The 22,760-nt window shown below is 34.7% G+C and carries 22 protein-coding genes and 1 pseudogene; 15 read left to right on the top strand and 8 right to left on the bottom strand.

The window, feature by feature from the left end; translation table 11 throughout:
- Nucleotides 1-177: 177 nt before the first annotated feature.
- The 4 genes from IR213_RS08965 to IR213_RS08950 all read right to left on the bottom strand — a co-directional run bounded on the left by IR213_RS08965 (nucleotide 178) and on the right by IR213_RS08950 (nucleotide 6,760).
- On the bottom strand, nucleotides 178-1,737 hold the full coding sequence (locus IR213_RS08965) for a T9SS type A sorting domain-containing protein (protein WP_194311969.1): 1,560 nt from the start codon (nucleotides 1,735-1,737) through the stop codon (nucleotides 178-180).
- A 13-nt stretch (nucleotides 1,738-1,750) separates the two neighbouring features.
- The gene (locus tag IR213_RS08960; protein WP_194311968.1) at nucleotides 1,751-2,296 is read right to left on the bottom strand and encodes an outer membrane beta-barrel protein; all 546 of its coding nucleotides are present in this window, start codon (nucleotides 2,294-2,296) and stop codon (nucleotides 1,751-1,753) included.
- A gap of 443 nt (nucleotides 2,297-2,739) precedes the next feature.
- Entirely contained in the window at nucleotides 2,740-6,276 is a 3,537-nt protein-coding gene (gene nifJ, locus IR213_RS08955) for a pyruvate:ferredoxin (flavodoxin) oxidoreductase (RefSeq protein ID WP_194311967.1), read from the bottom strand.
- A 130-nt stretch (nucleotides 6,277-6,406) separates the two neighbouring features.
- Nucleotides 6,407-6,760, bottom strand: coding sequence for a 4Fe-4S dicluster domain-containing protein (locus IR213_RS08950; RefSeq protein WP_194311966.1), 354 nt, complete (start codon nucleotides 6,758-6,760; stop codon nucleotides 6,407-6,409).
- Between the two features lie 154 nt (nucleotides 6,761-6,914).
- On the opposite strand from IR213_RS08950, the gene IR213_RS08945 reads away from it, so the two are divergent.
- The 15 genes from IR213_RS08945 to IR213_RS08875 all read left to right on the top strand — a co-directional run bounded on the left by IR213_RS08945 (nucleotide 6,915) and on the right by IR213_RS08875 (nucleotide 20,670).
- Nucleotides 6,915-8,768, top strand: coding sequence for a 2-oxoacid:acceptor oxidoreductase subunit alpha (locus IR213_RS08945; RefSeq protein WP_194311965.1), 1,854 nt, complete (start codon nucleotides 6,915-6,917; stop codon nucleotides 8,766-8,768).
- A gap of 2 nt (nucleotides 8,769-8,770) precedes the next feature.
- Nucleotides 8,771-9,784 carry a 2-oxoacid:ferredoxin oxidoreductase subunit beta gene (locus IR213_RS08940; protein WP_194311964.1) on the top strand — a complete coding sequence of 338 codons (1,014 nt, stop codon included), beginning with the start codon at nucleotides 8,771-8,773 and terminating at the stop codon, nucleotides 9,782-9,784.
- Nucleotides 9,785-9,814: 30 nt separating this feature from the next.
- Nucleotides 9,815-10,165, top strand: a complete 351-nt coding sequence (locus tag IR213_RS08935) for an NADH-quinone oxidoreductase subunit A (RefSeq protein ID WP_194311963.1) — start codon at nucleotides 9,815-9,817, stop codon at nucleotides 10,163-10,165.
- Complete coding sequence (locus IR213_RS08930; protein ID WP_228479146.1) at nucleotides 10,156-10,716, top strand: NADH-quinone oxidoreductase subunit B; 561 nt, start codon at nucleotides 10,156-10,158, stop codon at nucleotides 10,714-10,716. Before IR213_RS08935 ends, IR213_RS08930 begins: the two co-directional genes overlap by 10 nt.
- A 10-nt stretch (nucleotides 10,717-10,726) precedes the next feature.
- Nucleotides 10,727-11,188 carry an NADH-quinone oxidoreductase subunit C gene (locus IR213_RS08925; protein WP_194311962.1) on the top strand — a complete coding sequence of 154 codons (462 nt, stop codon included), beginning with the start codon at nucleotides 10,727-10,729 and terminating at the stop codon, nucleotides 11,186-11,188.
- Nucleotides 11,189-11,193: 5 nt separating this feature from the next.
- Nucleotides 11,194-12,315: an NADH-quinone oxidoreductase subunit D gene (locus IR213_RS08920; RefSeq protein ID WP_194311961.1), complete on the top strand. Its 1,122-nt coding sequence runs from the start codon at nucleotides 11,194-11,196 to the stop codon at nucleotides 12,313-12,315.
- A 10-nt stretch (nucleotides 12,316-12,325) separates the two neighbouring features.
- Nucleotides 12,326-13,378 (top strand): NADH-quinone oxidoreductase subunit NuoH, encoded by a 1,053-nt coding sequence (gene nuoH / locus IR213_RS08915; protein ID WP_194311960.1) that lies wholly within the window; start codon nucleotides 12,326-12,328, stop codon nucleotides 13,376-13,378.
- Nucleotides 13,379-13,383: 5 nt separating this feature from the next.
- The gene (locus IR213_RS08910; protein ID WP_194311959.1) at nucleotides 13,384-13,860 is read left to right on the top strand and encodes a 4Fe-4S binding protein; all 477 of its coding nucleotides are present in this window, start codon (nucleotides 13,384-13,386) and stop codon (nucleotides 13,858-13,860) included.
- A 4-nt stretch (nucleotides 13,861-13,864) separates the two neighbouring features.
- On the top strand, nucleotides 13,865-14,386 hold the full coding sequence (locus IR213_RS08905) for an NADH-quinone oxidoreductase subunit J family protein (protein ID WP_194311958.1): 522 nt from the start codon (nucleotides 13,865-13,867) through the stop codon (nucleotides 14,384-14,386).
- Entirely contained in the window at nucleotides 14,383-14,700 is a 318-nt protein-coding gene (gene nuoK / locus IR213_RS08900) for an NADH-quinone oxidoreductase subunit NuoK (RefSeq protein WP_194311957.1), read from the top strand. The genes IR213_RS08905 and nuoK overlap by 4 nt, the downstream gene beginning before the upstream one ends.
- Nucleotides 14,701-14,712: 12 nt before the next feature.
- A complete protein-coding gene (nuoL, locus tag IR213_RS08895; RefSeq protein WP_194311956.1) occupies nucleotides 14,713-16,641 on the top strand; it encodes an NADH-quinone oxidoreductase subunit L in 1,929 nt (642 codons plus the stop codon).
- 9 nt (nucleotides 16,642-16,650) lie between these two features.
- A complete protein-coding gene (locus IR213_RS08890; RefSeq protein ID WP_194311955.1) occupies nucleotides 16,651-18,147 on the top strand; it encodes a complex I subunit 4 family protein in 1,497 nt (498 codons plus the stop codon).
- A 12-nt stretch (nucleotides 18,148-18,159) separates the two neighbouring features.
- Entirely contained in the window at nucleotides 18,160-19,590 is a 1,431-nt protein-coding gene (locus tag IR213_RS08885) for an NADH-quinone oxidoreductase subunit N (protein WP_194311954.1), read from the top strand.
- A gap of 3 nt (nucleotides 19,591-19,593) precedes the next feature.
- Nucleotides 19,594-19,920, top strand: coding sequence for a hypothetical protein (locus IR213_RS08880; protein ID WP_194311953.1), 327 nt, complete (start codon nucleotides 19,594-19,596; stop codon nucleotides 19,918-19,920).
- 108 nt (nucleotides 19,921-20,028) lie between these two features.
- Nucleotides 20,029-20,670, top strand: coding sequence for an endonuclease III domain-containing protein (locus IR213_RS08875; RefSeq protein ID WP_194311952.1), 642 nt, complete (start codon nucleotides 20,029-20,031; stop codon nucleotides 20,668-20,670).
- 138 nt (nucleotides 20,671-20,808) lie between these two features.
- Here the strand turns inward: IR213_RS08875 and IR213_RS08870 are convergent, their stop codons facing one another.
- The 4 genes and pseudogenes from IR213_RS08870 to IR213_RS08855 all read right to left on the bottom strand — a co-directional run.
- On the bottom strand, nucleotides 20,809-21,051 hold the full coding sequence (locus tag IR213_RS08870; protein WP_194311951.1) for a hypothetical protein: 243 nt from the start codon (nucleotides 21,049-21,051) through the stop codon (nucleotides 20,809-20,811).
- 26 nt (nucleotides 21,052-21,077) lie between these two features.
- Nucleotides 21,078-22,193 (bottom strand): GTPase, encoded by a 1,116-nt coding sequence (locus IR213_RS08865; protein ID WP_194311950.1) that lies wholly within the window; start codon nucleotides 22,191-22,193, stop codon nucleotides 21,078-21,080.
- A gap of 21 nt (nucleotides 22,194-22,214) precedes the next feature.
- The gene (locus IR213_RS08860) at nucleotides 22,215-22,610 is read right to left on the bottom strand and encodes a TM2 domain-containing protein (RefSeq protein WP_228479145.1); all 396 of its coding nucleotides are present in this window, start codon (nucleotides 22,608-22,610) and stop codon (nucleotides 22,215-22,217) included.
- Nucleotides 22,611-22,662: 52 nt separating this feature from the next.
- Nucleotides 22,663-22,760, bottom strand: a pseudogene (locus IR213_RS08855) (IS982 family transposase); the annotation flags it as partial.

Raw genomic sequence — 22,760 nt, 5'->3', positions numbered from 1 at the left:
ACGTTTTTAATTATAGTTTTAAAATTACAAAGTCCATAACATTATATTTTACGGTTTCCCGTAGTTGACATAACTTCTTTTTATTTTTTTAGAATTTGTGCTCGAAAGGCATAAATAAAAAAACCTACTCAAGATTTTAAATCCCGAGTAGGTTTTTCAATTCACTAATTCAATTTTTTATTCGACTGCTATTTGATGATTTTCTACTTGGTCATTAACGTAAATTTTTAAAATATAAATACCTTTTTTTAATCCTTTTACAGAAAAAGTCGCCTTGTTATCAGAAATCTCAATTTTTGATTTTGATTGTCCAAACATATCAAAAAGCTCTCCTGAAATTGTTGCGTCTTTTTCGAGTTGATTTTCTGAATCTTTTAATTCGATTGTCAAGATGTCGCTTGCTGGATTTGGAAAAATTACAAAACTATTTTCAGTATTATTTAGATTATTATTTGCCTGAATTTGATCGCAACTTTGAATGTAATACTCCCCTTCGGTTTCAAAATAAGATGAACCACAACTATTAGTAAATGTTGCGTTTACATTAAAATATCCACTATATGATTTATTAAATGCAAAAGTATATCTGTAATCATTATTTCCTAGGCTTGTAGCCGTATAACTAGCATTTGGATATAAAAATTCGAAACTGAGGCTAACACCAACAGGTTTTTTAATGATAAATGGCACATAGTGATATTTAATATCACAAGATTGGTTTTCATATAAATCATTTTTCAAACTAAAACTTGGTGGTGAACCTGCAAATAAACTTAGTGTTTTTGTGTATGATTCTCCACATGTGTTTGACACAGTTGCCATTATATCTACCGAACCACTTCCTGTTGCAGTAAAAATGGTGGAATTTCCTGTTGTTGTACTTAAAGTTCCAGCTGTTGCATTTGACAAACTCCAATTCACAAATTCACTTGACAATAAACCTGTTAGAGTATAGGTTCTAGTCGTGCATACTGTTGTGTTTCCTGATATAGAGCCATTAGAAGCAATTGATGAGCGAGAAATAGTACAGGTTTTTGATGGGTAAGCCGCACCATTAATATAAGGAGTAACTGAAACGTTTAAAGGCAAAGAAGTTCCAGAAGTTGGTGTCAAAGTAACTGAATTCATAGAAGAATTTACTGTTCCTGACCAACCACTGTAATTCCATTGATAAGTTACATTTGCACCATTAGGAATATTTGCGGGTGTAACCGTAAAGGTTCTTGCACTTATATCTCCACAAGAAAGGTTTAAACTTGTTGGGGAGAAAGAAAAACTTGGAAGAGGTGTTTTCTTTAAAGAATATTCACAACTTGAAGTTTTTATATTTGAGCTTGTAGCAAATTCTGCATAAATACTGCTTCCTGTAACTTGAATTTCACTTTCCGAGATATTACAGGAAATTGTTGACTCAAAAGTTGAAGTATTTGTTTGAGTATTATCAACCCAAGAAATTGCCTGAACTGGAATACTTGCTTTTTGAGTGCCATTTGATGAACTTGAATATTTTAATTGCAAAGTTATATTACCAGAAACTGCTTGACTTAATGGTTTAGTAAGTTTATAATAAACCGTTATGCTATTATTTGAAGTTGTAGCAAAATCGATAAGAGAACAATTTGATACAGTTGTTTGACTATTTACAAATACCTGAGATATTGCTGTTACAACTTGACTGTATGAACAATAAGAAGTAAGCGCAATTATTACGAATAATATTTTAATTGATTTTTTCATTTTTTTTAATTTGTTATTTTTTTAAATGTATTTGAAATCCAAAACCAGCTTGAAAATAATTATAAGTATTTCCGTCTGAATTTGAAGAATTATAGTTTAACGTTAATTCTAAACCTACACTACTATTAAAATATAAAACTGGACCAGCTTTTATTTTGTATCCTCTGCTATCGAATGTATTGCTATTTCCTTGAACTTTTGAAATATTATAGCCGTAACTAGCTTCAGCTAGAACATTAATTAATTTGTCGGGTTTTAAAAAGTAGTATCTTACAAAAGGGCTAAGACCAAAGCTAGTGTTTGAAGGAGTGCTACTTGGTTTTCCATAACTAAAACCAGCACTTACACCAACAGCAAATTTGTCATAAACAAAATATCCAATGTTAGGATAAATTTGTACTCCATTTCCGCTTCCAGTAATATTACCATTACTATTTACTGAATTTGAGTTATTAAAATTGGCACTTCCTCCAACCATCCAGTTTTCTTTTGTAATTTGAGAATTGGCTGAAAGAGTAAATAAAATTGTTATAATAAAAAATATTTTAATTGTTTTCATATGTATGTATAAAAGATTTATAAAAGTTAATAATCATTAATCTGTTTTTAAGGGGCGGGCTGTGGTCTTGCAACAGCCTCTTTTTTTGTATTTTCATATGGCGAACGTTATTAATTTTTAGTGCTTTGTTAGTTAAATATTTGCAAAAAAAACATTATATCTTTACTTACAAAATTTTTAATAAATATAAGTTTTTTCTTCTTTTTACACAAATAAAAACATTGTTTTTTTGTACGTTTTTAATTATAGTTTCAAAATTACAAAGTCCACAACATTATATTTTACGGTTTTCCGTAGTTGACATAACTTCTTTTTATTTTTTTAGAATTTGTGCTCGAAAGGCATAAATAAAAAAGCCTACCCAAGATTTTAAATCCCGAGTAGGCCTTTCAATTTAATAATTCATCTGCCTTTTTAAGCAGTTTTTAATTATATAGAATCTATTACAAATCTCTATAAAGTTCCAATCTTTCCCATTTAGAATCCACTTCATCCTGAGCGCGAGTAAGCAATTCAGCTCCTAATGTTGCATTTTCTTTAACAACTCTGGTAAAACGAGTTTCGTTATACATAAAGTCACTCAAAGGAATACTTGGTGCTTTAGAATCTAATTTGAATTTTTTACCTTTTGATTCTAAAGGATTGAATCTAAATAATGGCCAGTAGCCTGAATCCACTGCTTTTTCTTGCTGTGAAATAGCATTTTTCAATTCATAACCGTGTTCACCACAGTGGGAATAAGCAATAATTAATGATGGCCCAGGATAAGCTGCAGCTTCTTCAATCGCTTTTAGTGCTTGTAAATCTTTGGCACCCATTGCAATTTGGGCTACGTAAACATTCCCATAAGAAATAGCTTGAAGTGCTAGTGATTTTTTACCTGTTTTTTTACCACCAATTGTGAATTTAGCACTTGCTCCAAGAGGAGTCGATTTAGATGCTTGTCCACCAGTGTTAGAATAAACTTCGGTATCCAATACCATAATATTAATATCTTCTCCAGTCGATAAAACGTGATCCACTGCACCGTAACCGATGTCATAAGCCCAACCGTCCCCACCAAAGATCCAAACCGCTTTTTTACGTAAATATTCCGTTAATTGACTTAGTTTTTTAGCGTCTTCATTGTCTCCAATGTTTGATAATACTTTTTTAAGTGCATCAATTTGTGCGAATTTTTCGTTTTTCAACGCTTCGGTTTCTTCGGTGTTATTTAAAATGGCTTCCACTAATTCGGTACCAATAATTGATTCCAATGATTTTAATAAATCAACTGCAATTTCTTGTTTTTTGGTTAACCCCAATTTCAGACCTAAACCAAACTCGGCATTGTCTTCGAAAAGTGAGTTCGCCCAAGCCGGACCTCTACCAAATTCATTGGTTTTATAAGGTGTCGTTGGTAAATTCCCTCCATAAATAGAAGAACAGCCTGTTGCATTAGCAATCATAATACTATCGCCATACAATTGGGTAACCATCTTAATATAAGGCGTTTCCCCACAGCCGGAACAAGCTCCTGAGAATTCAAATAAAGGTTCCAAGAATTGAGATCCTTTTATATTTGTTGTCTGCAAAGCTGTTCTGTCATAATATGGCAAACTTACGAAGTGATTCCAATTAACATTTTCTTCAACATCAACTTCAATTTTCTTATGCATATTGATAGCCTTGAAGTTTTCTTTCTCTTTACTTATGGCTGGGCAAACCACTACGCAAAGGTCGCAACCTGTACAATCTTCAGGTGAAACTTGCAAGATATAAGATTCATTCTCTTTAGAAAATGGTCTTCCGATGGCTGGAACGCTTTTTAAAGAAGTTGGAAAACTAGCTAAGTCTTCATTAGAAACTACTTTAGATCGAATGGCTGCGTGAGGACAAATGGCGATACATTTGTTACATTGTGTACATAAATTTTCGTCATCCCAAACTGGAATAAAATCGGCAATTCCGCTTTTTTCGTATTGTGAAGTTCCTGTAGGGAAAGTTCCGTCAACTGTGAAAGCACTTACTGGAAGTTCATCTCCAAAACCGGCTAATATTTTTTCCAAAACTTCAGTAACAAATCCGTCTGGTGCATTTCGCATTGCTGACAACATTTGTTTTTTGCTTGAAGCCACTTTTGGATAATCTACTTGGTGTAAATTTTCAAGAGCTTTATCAACTGCATTAAAGTTCATTTTTATCACCTTTTCTCCTTTATGAGAGTAGGATTTAACGATGGCATCTTTAATTTTTTGAATTGCTTCATCTTTAGGCAAGATTCCGGAAATGGCAAAGAAGCAAGTTTGTAAAATAGTATTGGCTCTTTTTCCAAGATTAGCCTCTTGAGCTACACTTGTTGCGTCAATTACATAAAACTTGACTTGTTTTTCGATAATCCCTTCTTGAATTTGAACTGGTAATCTATCCCAAATTTCGGCTGCAGAATAAGGAGAGTTTAATAAGAAAGTACCACCGTGTTTTAAGTCGGCAATCATATTGAATTTTTCAACAAAATTGAATTTATGACTGGCAATAAAATCGGCTTTATCAATTAAATAATTAGAATTGATTGGGTCTGGACCAAAACGCAAGTGTGAAATAGTTTGAGCTCCCGCTTTTTTAGAGTCATAAACAAAATATCCTTGAACATAATTATCAGTAGTTTCACCAATGATTTTGATAGAATTTTTATTCGCTCCAACAGTTCCATCAGAACCTAAACCATAAAACATACAGTTAATAGTGGTTGCTTTAGTATCGAATTTAGTATCATAATATAAACTTTTAAAAGTCACATCATCATTGATACCAATGGTAAAGTGATTTTTAGGTTTTTTATTCAACAACTCGTCATAAATTCCTTTTACCATTGCTGGAGTAAACTCTTTGGATGACAATCCGTAACGACCGGCAACAACAATAGGCATATCTCTTCCACTTTCAACAAGTGCGGTAACAATGTCTAAATAAAGAGGATCTCCAACGCTTCCTGGTTCTTTAGTTCTGTCTAAAACGGCTATTTTTTGAACGGTTTTTGGTAATACATTAACAAAAGCATCTATAGAGAAAGGTTTAAATAAACGTATTAAAATAACACCCACTTTTTCGCCTTCGGCTAGCATAACATCAAGAGCTTCTTTTACAGGACCTTCGGCAGAACCCATAACGATGATGACTCTTTCGGCTTCTGAGTGACCTATATAATCAAACAAATTGTATCTACGACCCGTATGTTCGTAAAATTCGTCCATAACATCCTGAACTACTGCAGGAACTCTGTCGTGAAATAAATTTGCAGCTTCTCTTGCTTGAAAGAACACGTCAGGATTTTGGGTTGTTCCTCTTAAAACAGGACGGTCAGGATCTAATGATCTTTTTTTATGTTCCATAACTTTATCATCTGGCATCATTGCTTTAATGATATCGTCTGTAATACCGTCAATTTTTGAAATTTCGTGAGAGGTTCTAAAACCATCAAAAATATTCAAAAACGGTACTCGAGTTTTTAAAGTTGCGACTTGTGAAATTAAGGCAAAATCGTGTGCTTCTTGAACAGAACCACCAAACAACATTGAAAAGCCAGTTTGCCTGCAAGCCATTACATCGGAATGGTCTCCAAAAATAGAAAGTGCATGTGTAGCAACTGTTCTGGCAGCAACGTGAATTACGCAAGGCAATAATTCACCGGCGATTTTGTACATATTAGGTACCATCAACAATAAACCTTGTGAGGCGGTGAAAGTTGTGGTTAAAGCTCCGGCTTGCAATGCGCCGTGAACAGTTCCTGCGGCCCCACCTTCACTTTGTAATTCAACAATTTTTGGAACATTATTCCAAATGTTTTTTCTGCCTTTAGAGCTATAAAGTTCCGCATGCTCACCCATAGGCGATGATGGTGTAATAGGGTAAATTGCGCAGACTTCATTTGTTTTGTGAGCAATGATTGCTACCGCTTCATTACCATCACAAATTAATTTTGGGAAAATTTTATTCTTCATTTTTATAAAGTTATTTTACCATCCTGAATCTGCGACTCTCTATTCAATCCACAAATTACTTGACAGTATTAATTTTAAGATTAAAAAAAAGCTAAAAACCATTTTGAAGAAGGGGGTTTAGCTTTTTTTATTAGTTTTCACTATGCAACCATGCTTTTTTCGCTAACAGTTCAGTTTCTGTTTCTATGTGATTCTCATCAAGTATACAACAGTCCACTGGGCAAACAGAAGCGCATTGAGGTTTATCGTGGAAACCTTTACATTCCGTACATTTATCTGATACGATATAGAAAAACTCATCAGAAATAGGATCGTTTTCAGCATCTGCGTCAACCTCTACTCCTTTTGGGGTTTTTACCATACCTTTTAGGGTTGTCCCATCAGAATAAGACCATTTGTCATCTGGTTCATAAATTGCGTTGTTTGGACATTCTGAAATACATGCATCACAGTTGATACACTCGTCCGTAATAATTATTGCCATGATTTTATATTTAGTAATTATAGTGTAAATTTAAATTCAATTTTCATACTTTTATATGATAAAAATCATACTTTATTTTAAAAAGTGAAATTAAATTTGGCTTAATCAATTATTGTATTATTAATCAATTTTGAAATATTAAATTCCCTAAATTATGATTGCAGATAAAATAAAACTTCAACCTGAAAAACTGGAAGCCGTAGTAATTCGGTTTGTTGGTGATTCTGGTGATGGAATGCAGTTGACAGGAACACAGTTTTCTGATACTTCGGCTATGTTTGGCAACGACATTGCTACTTTCCCAAATTACCCTTCTGAAATTAGAGCACCTCAAGGAAGTTTATATGGAGTTTCGGGATTTCAAGTACATATAGGTAGCGTTGAAGTAAGCACTCCTGGTGACAGCGTCGATTTATTGGTCGCAATGAATCCTGCTGCTTTGAAAACCAATATATATGCTTTAAAACCAGGTCATACTTTAATAATAGATACTGATTCATTTACAAAGAAAAATTTAGATAAAGCAGAATACACAACAAATCCACTAGAAGATGGAAGTCTAGACAACTTCAGAGTTATTGAAGTTGATATGACTTCTTTAACCAAAGAGGCGTTGAAAGATGTTGCAGGATTGGATAATAAAACAATATCCAGAAGCAAAAATATGTTTTCTCTTGGTATGGTTTATTGGATGTACAATCGTTCGTTAGAACATACAATTGATTTTTTTAATAAAAAATTCAAATCAAAACCTTCATTGGTTGAAGCCAATACCAAAGTTTTAAATGCGGGTTATTATTTTGCCGAAACTTTAGAGCTTATTCCAAACTCGTACACTATTTCACCTGCAAAAATGGAAGCTGGAACCTATAGAATTATTATGGGTAACACAGCAACTGCATGGGGATTTTTGGCAGCAGCCGAAAAATCAGGATTGGAATTATTCTTAGGTTCTTATCCAATAACTCCCGCCACCGATATTTTACACGAATTAGTAAAACACAAACATTTTGGCGTAAAAGCATTTCAGGCAGAAGATGAAATTGCTGGTGTAACTTCAGCAATTGGAGCTTCATTTGCTGGTGATTTAGCCATAACCACCACTTCAGGACCAGGATTGGCACTAAAAGGTGAAGCCATTGGTTTAGCTATAATGACTGAATTGCCTTTAGTTGTTGTGAATGTTCAACGCGGCGGACCTTCAACAGGTTTACCTACAAAAACAGAACAATCCGATTTATTGCAAGCAATGTATGGAAGAAATGGTGAAAGCCCGGTAATTGTTATCGCAGCAAGTACACCTGCAAATTGCTTTAATTTTGCTTATGAAGCAGCTCGTCTTGCATTAGAACATATGACGCCGGTTATTTTATTGACTGACGGATACATCGCAAACGGTTCAGCTCCTTGGAAAATTAAAACAGTTGCCGAAATGCCTCCTATTAAAAACAATAGAATTACTGAAGTTAAAGAAAACTGGCATCCTTATGACAGAGACGAAAAAACGCTTGCTCGTAATTGGGCAATCCCCGGAACTCCAGGATTAGAACATAGAATTGGTGGTTTAGAAAAAGATGCTGTTACTGGAAATATTTCTTATGAACCTGCAAATCATGAGACTATGACTAACATCAGAGCAGAAAAAATTGAACGTGTTAAATTTAACATTCCGGACATAGAAACTGAATTTACCGATGCTGGAGATCTATTGGTAATTGGTTGGGGTGGAACTTATGGTTCTTTGCATTCTGCAGTTAAACAAATAAATGATGAAGGATATAAAAACATTGGTTATGCTCATTTCAATTATATTAATCCAATGCCAAAAAATACGGAAGCAATTTTATCCAAGTACAAAAAAATTCTTGTTTGCGAATTAAACTCAGGTCAGTTTGCCAGTATTTTAAAAATAAAACATAGCAAATTTGAATTTTTACAATTCAATAAAGTCCAAGGATTACCATTTGCTAACGATGACCTTATTCAAAAATTTAAAGAACTAGTATAATTATGGAAACTACTGCTGAAAAAAAATATACTGCTAAAGATTTTACAAGTGATCAGGAAGTAAGATGGTGCCCAGGTTGCGATGATTACGTAATTTTACGCACGATGCAAAAAGCACTTCCTGAAATGGGTGTTGCCAGAGAAAACGTAGTTTTCATATCTGGTATCGGATGTTCTTCTCGTTTTCCTTATTATATTAATTCCTACGGAATTCACAGTATTCACGGTAGAGCCCCCGGAATTGCTTCGGGTGTGAAACTGGCAAATCCTAACTTAAGCGTTTGGATTGCAACTGGCGACGGTGATGCAATGGCCATTGGTGGAAATCATTTTATTCACGTTTTACGTAGAAATATTGATTTGAATATCATCCTATTTAATAATGAAATTTATGGTTTAACCAAAGGGCAATTTTCCCCAACTTCCTTAATTGGACAAAAAACAAAATCTTCTCCTTACGGAAATACACAACCTCCTTTTTCTCCTGGCGAATTAGCTTTAGGAGCACAAGCCCGATTTTTTGCAAGAGTTGGAGGTGGAAGTCCAAAAGAAATGGGGCAAATTTTTATGGAAGCCCATCAATTTAAAGGAACTTCTTTAATTGAAGTTTTGCAAAACTGCGTTATTTTTAATGACGGATGCTTCAATCATATTACTGATAAAGAAGTTAAAGATGACAAACAAATCTATTTAGAGCACGGAAAACCAATGATTTTTGGAAAAAACCGTGACAAAGGTTTAGTTTTAAACAGACTAAAATTAGAAACCGTAACCATTGGCGAAAACGGAATTACACAGGAAGATTTATTGGTACACAATGCCAAAGAAAAAGATCCAACACTTCATTATATGTTGGTTCGATTAGAATCTCCATTGGCAACCGGAGTTATCAGAAGTTTTGATGATGTGACTTTAGAAGAAAGAGAAGATGCATTAACAGCACAAGTCAAAGCAAACTCAAGTTTCACAAAAACCGATGATTTATTCTTCTCGGGAGAAACTTATGAAGTAAAATAATAAAATATAAACCATTAACACTTTTTAAAAATGGGTTCAGAAGCAATTATAGTTTTCTTGTTAGCCGGCATCGTTCTAGTTGCTGGCGCAAATTTCTTATCTAATTTACTTTCACCAAAATCAGACAATTCACAAAAGCGTGAACCTTATGAAAGTGGGATGACCACCATTGGACCAACATGGGTTCAGTTTAAAGTTGGATACTATTTATATGCTATTTTATTCTTAGTGTTTGATGTCGAGGTAGCCTTTTTGATTCCTTGGGCTGTTGTTTTCCAAAAAATTGGAATAGTCGCCTTTTATGAAATCATCATATTTTTAGTAATATTAGGTCTAGGATTAGCCTATGCCTGGAAAAAAGAAGCATTAAAATGGGAATAAATAACACCCCTGATATACCGGAAGATTTCCCGGGAAAAGTAATTCCTGGAGGTAATGGAGCTAATATTTTAGTTACCTCATTAGACGAAATAATAAATTGGGGTCGAGCAAATTCGCTTTGGTCTCTATATTTCGGAACTAGTTGTTGTGCCATCGAAATGATGCAAACCGGAGCTGCTCGCCACGATTATTCAAGATTTGGTTTTGAAGTTGCTAGACCTTCGCCAAGACAAGCTGATTTAATTATTATTGCAGGAACTATTGTCAATAAAATGGCTCCTGTTTTACGTCGTTTATACGATCAAATGGCGGAACCAAAATACGTAATTGCCATGGGAGCTTGCGCTATTTCTGGAGGTCCATTTTATTATAATTCTTATTCTGTGGTAAAAGGAGCTGACCACGTTATACCCGTTGATGTTTACGTACCTGGTTGTCCTCCCCGTCCGGAAGCATTATTGGAAGGAATGCTAATGCTTCAAGCAAAAATCAAAACAGAAAGTATGAAAGCCAAAGTTTTCCCAATTGATGGGTTTGACGAAGGATTATAATATCAAAATTATGACAAACGAAGCATTACAAAGTTTAATAAGCACCTGGATTCCCGAATTAGAATTCACCGAAGAAAAATCACAGTTTTTAAATATCACCGTTCAACCCGAACAACTTCATCAATTAATGACACAATTAAAAAGCAATTCCGAAACGAATTTCGATTATTTGTTTTGTTTAAGCGGTGTAGATTGGGGAAAGGAATTGGGCGTTGTTTATCATCTAGAGTCAACCACTCACAGACATCAATTGGTGGTGAAGGTAAAAACTGAAGATCGGGAAAACCCAACTTTCGATTCTGTTTGGACTATTTGGCGCACGGCCGAATTTCACGAACGGGAAGTTTTTGATTTCTTCGGAATACTATTCAATAATCACCCTAATCTAAAAAGACTTTTTCTGACCGAAGACTGGGACGGTTTTCCGCTTAGAAAAGATTATGTGGATGAAATTAACATGATTATCAAATAAGTAAAATGGATACAACTACCATAAAAAACAACTTTAGATCCGAAGAATATCAAATCAATATGGGACCGCAACACCCGGCAACTCACGGTGTTTTGCGACTTTTATTGACTATTGACGGTGAAATAATTAAAAGAGTGGAACCTGATTTAGGATACATCCACCGTTCCATCGAAAAAATGTGTGAACGCGACAGCTATCAGCAAATCGTGCATTTGACTGACAGAATGGATTATTTGTCTTCGCACATCAACAACGAAGCGGTTTGTCTTACGGTTGAAAATGCACTTCAACTCGAAATTCCGGAGCGTGTAAAAGTCATTCGCACCATTATTGGCGAATTGACCCGAATCGCTTCCCATACTTTATGGTGGGGTGTAATGGGAATGGACGTAGGAGCTTTGACCACTTATTTTTATGGTTTTAGGGACCGCGAATTGATTAACGATATTTTCGAGGAAACTTGTGGTGCGCGTTTGACGATGAACTACAACATTCCCGGTGGATTGATGTTTGACATTCACCCCAATTTTGTAAAAAGAACCAAGGAATTTATTGCCCATTTCAAAACAAAATTACCCGAATACGACTTGCTTTTAACCGGCAATATAATTTTCCAAAAAAGGATGGAAGGTATTGGAATTTTATCCAAAGAAGATGCGATTTCTTTTGGAGCTTCAGGACCAGTGGGTCGTGCTTCCGGCTATTCTTGCGATGTGAGAAAACACCATAGCTACAGTGCTTACGACAAAGTAACTTTCAACGAAGTCTTGAAAACCGAAGGCGACACTTTTGCCCGTTATCAAGTTCGGATTCTTGAAATGTGGGAATCCTTGTCCATAATCGAACAATTGATAGACAACATTCCGGAAGGAGAATTTTTTGCCAAAACCAATACTGTTATCAAATTGACCGAAGGTGAATATTATCAAAAAGTAGAAACCGCACGAGGAGAACTGGGCGTTTATATCGTCAGTACCGGAACAAAAAATCCGTATCGAATGAAATTTAGATCACCGGGATTCTCCAACCTATCTTTATTAAATCATATTGCTGTTGGTGGAAAAATTGGGGATTTGGTGGCAACTATGGCGACTTTAGACCTTGTAATTCCTGATATTGACCGATAAAATTAATTCTATGAACATTACAAAAAATATTCACGAATGGCTTTTTAGCCTGATGCCGGAAGCTACAGCAAGCATTGTAGAAATGGTATTAATAGCAATTGTTTACTTGCTCATTTTTGCTGTTGCCGGTTTGTACTTGGTTTTACTTGAAAGAAGAGTTGCAGCCTGGTTTCAATTGCGACTTGGACCAAACAGAGTTGGTTACCAAGGTTTATTACAAACAATGGCCGATGCTTTGAAATTAGTTTCTAAAGAGTTAACCGTTACCATAAAAGCAGATAAATTTTTATACAATTTGGCTCCTTATTTTGTTATCGTTACCGCATTAATGGCTTTGTCTCTTTTTCCTTTTTCGAAAGAATTTCAGGCCTTTGACATTAATATTGGGATTTTCTTTTTGACTTCTATATCATCCATTGGAGTTATCGGAATTTTATTGGCGGGTTGGAGTAGCAACAACAAGTTTTCCTTGATTGGCGCGATGCGAAGCGGGGTCCAAACCATTAGTTACGAATTATCCGTTGGATTATCGTTGTTGACTATGGTTGTCATGACAGGCTCTTTACAACTTTCGCAAATAGTTGAAGTTCAAAAAAGTGGCTGGATTATCATTCAAGGACATATACCTGCAATTATTGCTTTTTGCATCTACATGATTGCCGGAACTGCTGAAACCAACAGAGCTCCTTTTGATTTGGTTGAAGCCGAATCAGAATTAGGTGCCGGTTTTCACACGGAATATTCGGGAATGAAATTCGCTTACTTCTTCTTGGCCGAATTCATCAATATGTTTATCATCGCGGCAATCGCAACAACCATATTTTTTGGAGCCTATTTATCGCCTTTCGGAATAACGGAATCGATTCCATTACTGGGTGTGTTTTGGTTTTTGGCAAAAACATTGGTACTAATATTTCTGATGATGTGGTTTCGATGGACGTTTCCAAGATTGAGAATCGACCAACTTTTGGTATTGGAATGGAAATATTTACTTCCTTTAAACTTAATGAACTTGGTTTTGATGGCATTAATGGTCTTGCTAGGATTAACCATTAAATTTTAATACTTATGAGTTATTTTTCAGATATATATAATGCGGTTAAATCACTCCTCACGGGGATGAGTGTTACCGGAAAGTACTTTTTACATTCGAGAAAAGGCGCCATAACGCAACAATATCCCGATAATCGAGATACTTTAAAAATGTTCGAACGTTTTCGTGGTGAAGTGGTGATGCCTCACGACGAAAACAATGAACACCGCTGTACGGGTTGTCAAAAATGTGAATTGGCTTGTCCAAACGGAAGTATCGAAATCATTTGGGACAGACAAATTGACCCTGAAACAGGCAAAAAGAAAAAAATGATAGACCAACATATTTATCATTTGGGAATGTGCACGATGTGTAGTTTATGTATTGAAGCCTGCCCTACCGACGCCATCAAATGGGCACAAAATTTTGAAAATTCCGTTTACGACAGAACATACCTCACTAGAGTTTTAAACAAACCAGGATCCAAATTGATGCCTGGAGTAGAAGATTAATCTTATGGAAAAAATTGTATTTTATATCCTGGCATTGATAATGATTGTTGCTGCCATTGCTTCTGTAACGAGTCGCCAAATGCTTCGCTCCGTTATTTATCTGCTGTTTGTGCTTATTGGTGTGGCGGGAATTTACTTTTTGATTGACTATAATTTCTTGGCCGCCGTTCAATTAACGGTTTACGCAGGAGGAATTATTGTGTTGGTCATTTTCTCGGTGCTGCTGGTTCACCATATCGAAATGGAATTGGAAATGGCAAAATTGTCCAAAAAATTAATAACCGGATTGGTTTGTTTGATTGGACTAGGCGTTTTCTTGTCCGTCATTTATTCAACCAATTTTAATGTTGTCGAAAATTCTAAAACTACCGATGTTTCTGATATTGGAATGGGACTTTTAAGCTACGGAGCAGGCGGATTCATTTTACCTTTTGAAGTGATTAGTATTCTATTATTGGCCGCAATGATTGGAGCAATAATCATTGGAAAAGGAGACAAACTAACTAAAAACGACGACACATTATGATAGCCGGAATTAGCATTTACGAAATTTTCACCCTTACCTCTATTCTGTTTTTTATAGGCATTTATGGATTTATTACAAGAAAAAACTTGATTTCAATTTTAATTTCTCTTGAATTAATTTTAAACGCTTCGGCAATAAACTTTGTTATCATCAACAAATATTTATATCCGGATGTGTTGCAAGGCGTTTTCTTTTCGATTTTTATTATTGCCGTGGCTGCCGCCGAAACTGCGCTGGCTGTTGCAATCATAATTAATCTTTACAGACAAATTAGCTCTGTTGAAGTGAAGGACACTGAAATTATGAAGTATTAATATTCATCAACTATGGACATCTCTTATATATTATTTATTCCGTTTATTCCGCTGGCTGTTTTCTTGCTTTTGGGAATTTTTAACCAACAAATTAAACCGGCAGTTTCTGGATACATTGGCGTTTTAGGATTGTCAGTTTCGGCTGCATTGTCTTATTATACTGCCTACCAATACTTTTTTGTGGTAGGAAAAGTCGATGGTGTTTACCAAACATTCGTTGAAAAAACAGTGTGGATGAACTTCACCGATACTTTGCATATCGATATGGGAATTTTGATTGATCCAATATCTGTGATGATGCTTATTGTCGTGACTACAGTTTCCCTGATGGTACACATTTATAGCCGAGGTTATATGAAAGGTGATGATGGTTATACCAAATTCTTTGCTTTTTTATCGCTATTTTCCTTTTCAATGCTTGGATTAGTATTGGCAACAAACCTTTTCCAAATCTATATTTTTTGGGAATTGGTAGGAGTTTCTTCCTATTTATTAATTGGTTATTATTATACCAAAACTTCGGCAGTAGCTGCAGCAAAAAAAGCATTTATAGTGACTCGTTTTGCTGATTTTGGCTTCTTGATTGGAATATTAATTGTTGGCTATTATGCCGGTACTTTTGATTTTCAAACATTAAATGCTGTCAATCCAGAAGGTGAAGGTTTGCTTTTAAATTGGGCATCTTCTTCCTTTATGGGATTATCCGTAATTACTTGGGCATTGCTTTTAATATTTATGGGTGGAGCTGGAAAATCAGCGATGTTCCCATTACACATCTGGTTACCGGACGCAATGGAAGGGCCAACACCGGTTTCAGCATTAATTCACGCAGCAACAATGGTTGTAGCCGGAGTTTATTTGGTTGCTCGATTATTCCCAATGTATTATTTCGTTGAAGGTGGATTTGCCTTGAATATTGTGGCTTATGTGGGAGCATTTTCTTCCTTGTTTGCAGCAATAATCGCTCTTACACAAACGGATATTAAACGAGTTTTGGCCTTTTCGACAATGTCACAAATTGGTTATATGATGTTGGCACTTGGTGTTTCAAGTTATAAAGGAGAAGAAGGTGTTGGTTATATGGCGTCAATGTTTCATTTGTTTACACACGCAATGTTCAAAGCCTTGTTATTCTTGGGCGCTGGTTCCGTTATTCACGCAGTTCACAGCAATTATTTGAAAGATATGGGCGGATTGCGCAAATATATGCCAATTACCAATATTACGTTCTTGATTGCAGCTTTGGCAATTGCCGGAGTTCCACCGTTTGCAGGATTTTGGAGTAAAGACGAAATCTTGGTGGCAGCATTCGAAAAAAATCAGCTGATTTATTTTATGGCGCTTTTCGTGGCGGGATTAACTGCTTTTTATATGTTCCGACTTTATTTTGGAATATTTTGGGGCAAAGATACCCAATACAAACACACTCCACACGAATCACCAATTTCGATGACATTTCCTTTATTGTTCTTGGCTTTTATGAGTATCGTGGCAGGATTTATTCCTTTCAGCGAATTCGTGACTGCCGATAGAGTTGCTTTTGAAGGACATTTGAATTATCCAATGGCCGCAGTAGCCGTGGGAACCGGATTAGTTGGAATCATCCTTGCCTGGATTTTCTACAAAAAAGAAAATGATTTGGCTGAACGATTTTCCAATGCTTTTGGAATGTTGTACAAATGGGCCTTTCATAAATTTTACTTCGACGAAATCTATATGTTCGTTACCAAAAAAATTGTTTTTAATCTAATTTCCACTCCAATTGCAAAATTCGATAAGAAATATGTTGACGGAACGATGGAAGGCATTGGAAACAAAACGGTAATTATTTCCGAAAAAATAAAAGGATTGCAATCCGGAAGACTACAAGATTACGCAATGTTTTTTGTATCGGGAGTTGTGATTGTCGCTTTGGTTTTCATTTATTTATGGACAAACTAATCAATTAATATGGATATTTTATCACTTTTTGTAATTGTACCTGTACTCACAGTTATAGCTTTGGTTTTCTCCAAAGGATTAAAACAGGCACGAATTATTTCAATGATTGGAAGTTTCATTCAACTAGGAATGGCTATCAATTTGCTTTTTGCTTATTTTAGAGAAAGAGCTATCAATAAAAGCGTAATGCTTTTTACTCAAGACACGGTTTGGTTTAAAAATTTCAATGTGCATTATGCCATTGGAGTCGATGGTATTTCGACCGCATTATTGTTGTTGACTTCAATAGTTGTTTTGGCTGGTGTTTTTATTTCTTGGAAAACGGACGATTTACCAAAAGAATTTTTTGTTTCGCTATTGGTTTTGGCCACTGGCGTTTACGGATTCTTCATTTCAATCGATTTGTTCACGATGTTTGTATTCTACGAAATTGCAGTTATACCAATGTATTTGTTGATTGGAATTTGGGGCTCAGGACCAAAAGAATATTCGGCAATGAAATTAACATTAATGCTAATGGGAGCTTCAGCAGTTTTATTGGTTGGCGTTTTGGGAATTTATTTTAATTCCAATGCTGATGGAGGGGTGCTGACATTCAATATATTAGAAATTTCCAAAGTACATATCCCATTTGAAGCTCAGAAACTATTTTTCCCTTTGACTTTTATCGGCTTTGCCGTTCTTGGAGCCTTATTTCCTTTTCACACTTGGTCTCCTGATGGTCACGCTTCGGCACCAACAGCAGTATCAATGCTTCACGCGGGAGTTTTAATGAAATTGGGAGGTTATGGAGTCTTTAGAATTGCAATGTTTTTATTGCCATTGGGAGCTATCGAATGGTCTTGGTTTTTCATCATATTATCCGCAACGGGAGTTATTTATGGCGCCTTTGGAGCATTGAAACAAACCGATTTAAAATACATCAATGCGTATTCCTCAGTGAGTCACTTGGGAATGGTGTTGTTTGCTTTGTTGATGTTGAACAAAACCGCTTGGAACGGTGCGATTTTACAATCACTTTCCCACGGATTTATGACAGCCTTATTCTTCGCCTTAATCGGGATGATTTATGGAAGAACACACACCAGAGACATCACAAAATTGGGTGGTTTATTAAAAGTTATGCCATTCATTTCTGTGATTTATGTAATTGCGGGTTTGGCTTCATTGGGATTGCCTGGATTTAGTGGTTTTATTGCTGAAATGAACATTTTCGTTGGTGCATTCCAACACGAAGAAATGTTCTATAGAGTAGCGACGATAATTTCAGTTTCGGCAATTGTGGTTACCGCAGTTTACATCCTGCGAGTTCTGGGAATTATGTTGATGGGAGAAGTTAAAAACGAAGAGTTTTTAGACTTACCAAAGGTAACCTGGTTCGAGGTAACAGGTATAATGTTGCTATTAATTCCTATGATTGGAATGGGAGTAGCACCGCTTTGGTTAAGCAATATGACGATGGACAGTGTTGGGCCATTTATTCAAGGAGTATTAAATCATTTATAATAAATAACAAAAATGAATTTGACCAGTTTTATCGCAATGAGACAAGAAATTTTCCTATTGACAATTATACTATTATTGATTGTAGGCGAAATTTTCATAAATAAAAACAATAAAGGAAGGATTGTACACATAGCTATAATATTATTTGGTATCCATACCATTTTAGGCTTTTTTGCTATCGAGGAAACTAGTTTGTTTGGTGGAATGTTCCGCACAAATACGCTGATTCACTTCTTTAAAAACACGCTTAATGTAGGTGTATTAATAGTCCTACTTCAATCAGCCGATTGGATTCAAGAAAAAATGGTGCCCTTGAATAAAGGAACCGAGTTTTTTATGTTGCTCTTTTCTTCTCTTTTGGGAATGTATTTTATGATTTCGGCAGGTGATTTTCTAATGTTTTACATTGGATTGGAATTATCAACTTTGCCAGTTGCTGCGTTGGTAGCTTGGGAAACTTCCAAAAGAATTTCGAGTGAAGCAGGTGTTAAATTTATACTTTCGGCAGGATTGGCATCGGGAGTTTCTTTGTTTGGAATCTCGTTGTTATATGCTGCAACGGGTTCCATTTATTTTAATGATGTCATTGAAGTTTTAACGTCAACCAACTTGACTATATTAGGTTCCATCTTGTTTTTTGTCGGATTGGCATTCAAAATATCATTGGTTCCATTTCATTTTTGGACAGCTGACGTTTATGAAGGAGCGCCAATTGGAATTGCTTCCTATTTATCTGTAATTTCAAAAGGAGCTGCCGTGTTTATTTTGATGATTTTAATGTTTACTGTATTAAAACCCTTGATGTACATTTGGGAAAATATCATTTATTTGATAGCACTTACCACAATGTTTATTGGTAACTTATTTGCTTTACGCCAACAGAATATGAAACGATTCTTGGCTTTTTCATCAATTGCGCAAGCTGGTTTTATTTTATTAGGTCTAATTTCTGGTACACAATTAGGAACTGCTACAGTTGTTTATTTTATAATGGTTTACATATTCACAAATTTAGCAGCTTTTGGAGTGGTACAAGCTATTTCGTTGCAAACTGGGAAAGAAAATAGAGATGATTACAATGGTTTGTACAGAACCAATCCCAACTTGAGTCTTGTGATGATGTTAGCCTTATTTTCATTAGCAGGAATACCGCCAGTTGCTGGTTTTTTCGGTAAATTTTTCTTGTTCGCAGCAGCAGCAAGCAAAGGGTATTATCTATTAGTTTTCTTAGCAGTTGTCAATGTAACCATTTCGCTATACTATTATTTATTGTTAATAAGAGCTATGTTCATTAGAAAAAGTGACAATCCAATTCCTTTTTTCAAGAGCAAAATTTATATGCGTTTGGGGCTAATAATTACCGTTTTAGGCATTCTAGCTCTTGGATTATACAGTCCATTATACGATTACATTTTTGAATTAAGTACCATTTTTAATAAATAAGTTATGGCAACATTAGACGGAAAACATTCATTTGGAAGCATTGGAGAAACAAGAGTCACTTTTGTAGAAAAAGGGGTTGATGAAAACCGTAAAGATTTCTTAAAGAAACTATTAGAACACAATGGATTAGAAGTAGTTATCGAAGAAGAAACTAAAAAAGCGGAAGAAGATCTACAATTATATACCGTGGCAGTAACCAATATGGTTTTCAATCCTACAATCTGGATTTTCGAACGGAAAATGAAAACGCTAGATGGCCACAAAGTAACACAAGATTACTGGTTTCAAAGAACCGAAGAAACTAACCCAATGTATTGGAAGAATTCGTAAAAGCAAAAACAATCTTTCAGCATTTTTATCTTAACTTTATACTGATACTTTCCCAACTAAACTGAGGAATTATCAGTATTTTTTTTGTGAAATATAAAATCCCAAATTATGAATTTATTTGAAGAAACAAATGATTGGACGGAAAAATTAGCACCAATTCTAAAGAAATACAAAGGTCGAAAACATCCGTTGGATTATCATAATTTGTACCAATTGCTGGTAATGGTTGTCCTTTCTGCCCAAGATTCCGATGCGAATATCAACAAAATTGCTCCTTCCCTATTTGAAGTTTTTCCTAATATGGAAAGTCTTTCCGTTTCTAATGTGGAAGCATTAATTCCTCACATCTCCAAAGTAAGGAATTTTGGCACCAAAGCCAATTGGCTAATAGAAATTGCACAAACCATCAAAAAAGATGAAAATATTCCGCTCACGATGGACGGATTAACGGCTCTGAAAGGTATCGGGCGTAAATCCGCCAATGTCATTATGCGAGAAGCCAATGTTCCCGTTGAAGGAATTATTGCCGATTTACACTTGATTCGTGTCGCTCCAAGAATTGGATTAATCCCAGAATCGAAAGACGGCATCAAAGTAGAAAAGCAACTTATGCAAGTATTGCCAAAGACCATTTGGGGAGAAATAGGCATGGCGATTTCATTTTTAGGAAGAGAAATTTGTCGTCCTCAACCCAAGTGTCCAGAATGTCCAATTAATGGGATTTGCGAGTATTATAGGGAGCATTTTTAGTGTTTCTTTTCGTTGTTAGCGAAGAATAATTTTAAATAAAAAAAGGTTTGACTTTTTAATAAAAAGTCAAACCTCGTAATTTATTAAGACACACACTTTTTAGGATAGTGTTTTCATCGCTATACCAAAATTATTTCCCTATTGCCCAGCTCCTCCCAATAGTTGAAAAATTCCTATTATCCAAAGTAAGGGTTTCCATAAAACTACATAAGCTACAATAGTAACAATCCCAAAAACGGACCAAAACCAAAAACCTAAATCGTGGCTAAAAACTGGAAACCATTTATTTAGCAACATAAACACTCCAAAAGGGATAGCAACAATTGCAAAAAATACCCACATTACAAAATTCAATAACCGTATAATAATATATTGTATCATATCTAATTAGTTATATTTCAAATTTTTCAACTAACAATATCCTCTTCCGTTCTAACAAGGATTTCATTCACTAAAGATTCAGATTCCATTATTAAATTATCTCCAAAACTATAAGTCATTTTATATCCAATACCAGCAGATGCTATTTGACCAATAATTGGAATATATTTAAGCATTTCTTGTGAACTTAAACTTACGGCAAATCTTTTTAAAATGATAATTATTCCTTCCTTTGTAATAAACTTCGATGAATATTGTCCAACTTTAAGACTAAAAGCAGTAAAATTTGCTTTCGACTTCATTTTTTTAGAAAGTTCACTTATGTTTTCTTCATCTAAACCATAAATTTTCTTGATTTCTGAAGCCATATTCAATAATATCGCAATATCTAAGGAAATATCTAAACCAGGAATAGGATTTATCCCATTTAATGCAGCTGCGGCAGCTCTATATTTTACAACTGATATGGCAACTTCTCTCTTTGCTAATAATATTTGAGAATTTAAAGGTGAAACATCTGAGATAAATCTTTGTCTCTTTATTGAGTCTAAATTACTCTTTATATCTACAAGTAAATTTGGCAAATCCATTTTTAATGGCACCCTAGATGAAATTAAATAGACTCCATTAATTTTAATATTTCCAACATTTTTTTTAATATCCTCTTTTACCTTTTCAAAAACTTCAGTTTCATTTAATTCTTCATCATGTTCACCATCTTTGATAGAGGTATCCATTTTTGTTCTTACAACATAAACGGGTCTTCCTATACTAACCATTTCTTCAATTAACCAAATATCATTTTCATAAAACCTATTTGCGGTAACAATAATTACAGCATCAAAATCATTTAATTTACAATTATCAATATATGAATTTACAGGAAATTTCACAGTTCCACATCCAGGTAAATCTGAAAAATGAATACCTCCACTTATATATGATTTAATATGAGTTGTAGTTTCTGTAATTCCAACTTCAGCGACTTTTCTTCCTAAAATAGCATTAATTAACGAAGATTTACCAGAACCACTTTGTCCTGAAATTGCAATTTTCACAACAGCATTTTGTCTTGCTTCGTAATCGTTTCTTAACTTCTCAATAAACTCATTAATATGAGTTTCGGCAAATTGTGTATCCATGTTATTTATTTAAATTGATTTTTAATTTCCTTTTGCTGCTAATATCATAGCCATATTTCTAGCTTGTTCGGCATCTCTTTCTTTCCTGTCAATAGTGTCAATTTGCTGAAAAATTAACGCATTATGACTAGCAACTCTTCCGGAAAGAGTAAACAAATCAATAATTGCCCAAATTCCCAATCCTCCAAAAGTTATCCAATATAAAATTTGAATCCCCCATTTTCCAAGGTAAGCATAATGAAATCCAAAAAAGAACCATAAAAGATAGGCAGTTCCGCTAGATTTAATTTGTGATTGCAAATAGTGTTTATTCAAAACATCTATATTTATATTATTTTTATTCTGTTTGAAAGCGAAATAAATTATTCCACCGATGAAAATCAGAACAACTATCTCTGTAGCTCCAAGTCTGCCCATATTATTTTTGTATTAGTGCTTTTATATTATACAATTAACCCGTTGGGTGTAATTAAACTATTTGTGTTTTAATATTGTTTATTGGTCTTTCAAAAATAAATCTATTGATGAATTGAACCAAAGTTAAAGCTGTTATTTTAGCTAAAATTC

The sequence above is a fragment of the Flavobacterium soyangense genome (assembly GCF_015277675.1).
Lineage (GTDB): Bacteria > Bacteroidota > Bacteroidia > Flavobacteriales > Flavobacteriaceae > Flavobacterium > Flavobacterium soyangense.
Note: the sequence above shows the minus strand (reverse complement) of the source record. Positions and strands in the feature narration are given on the sequence as shown.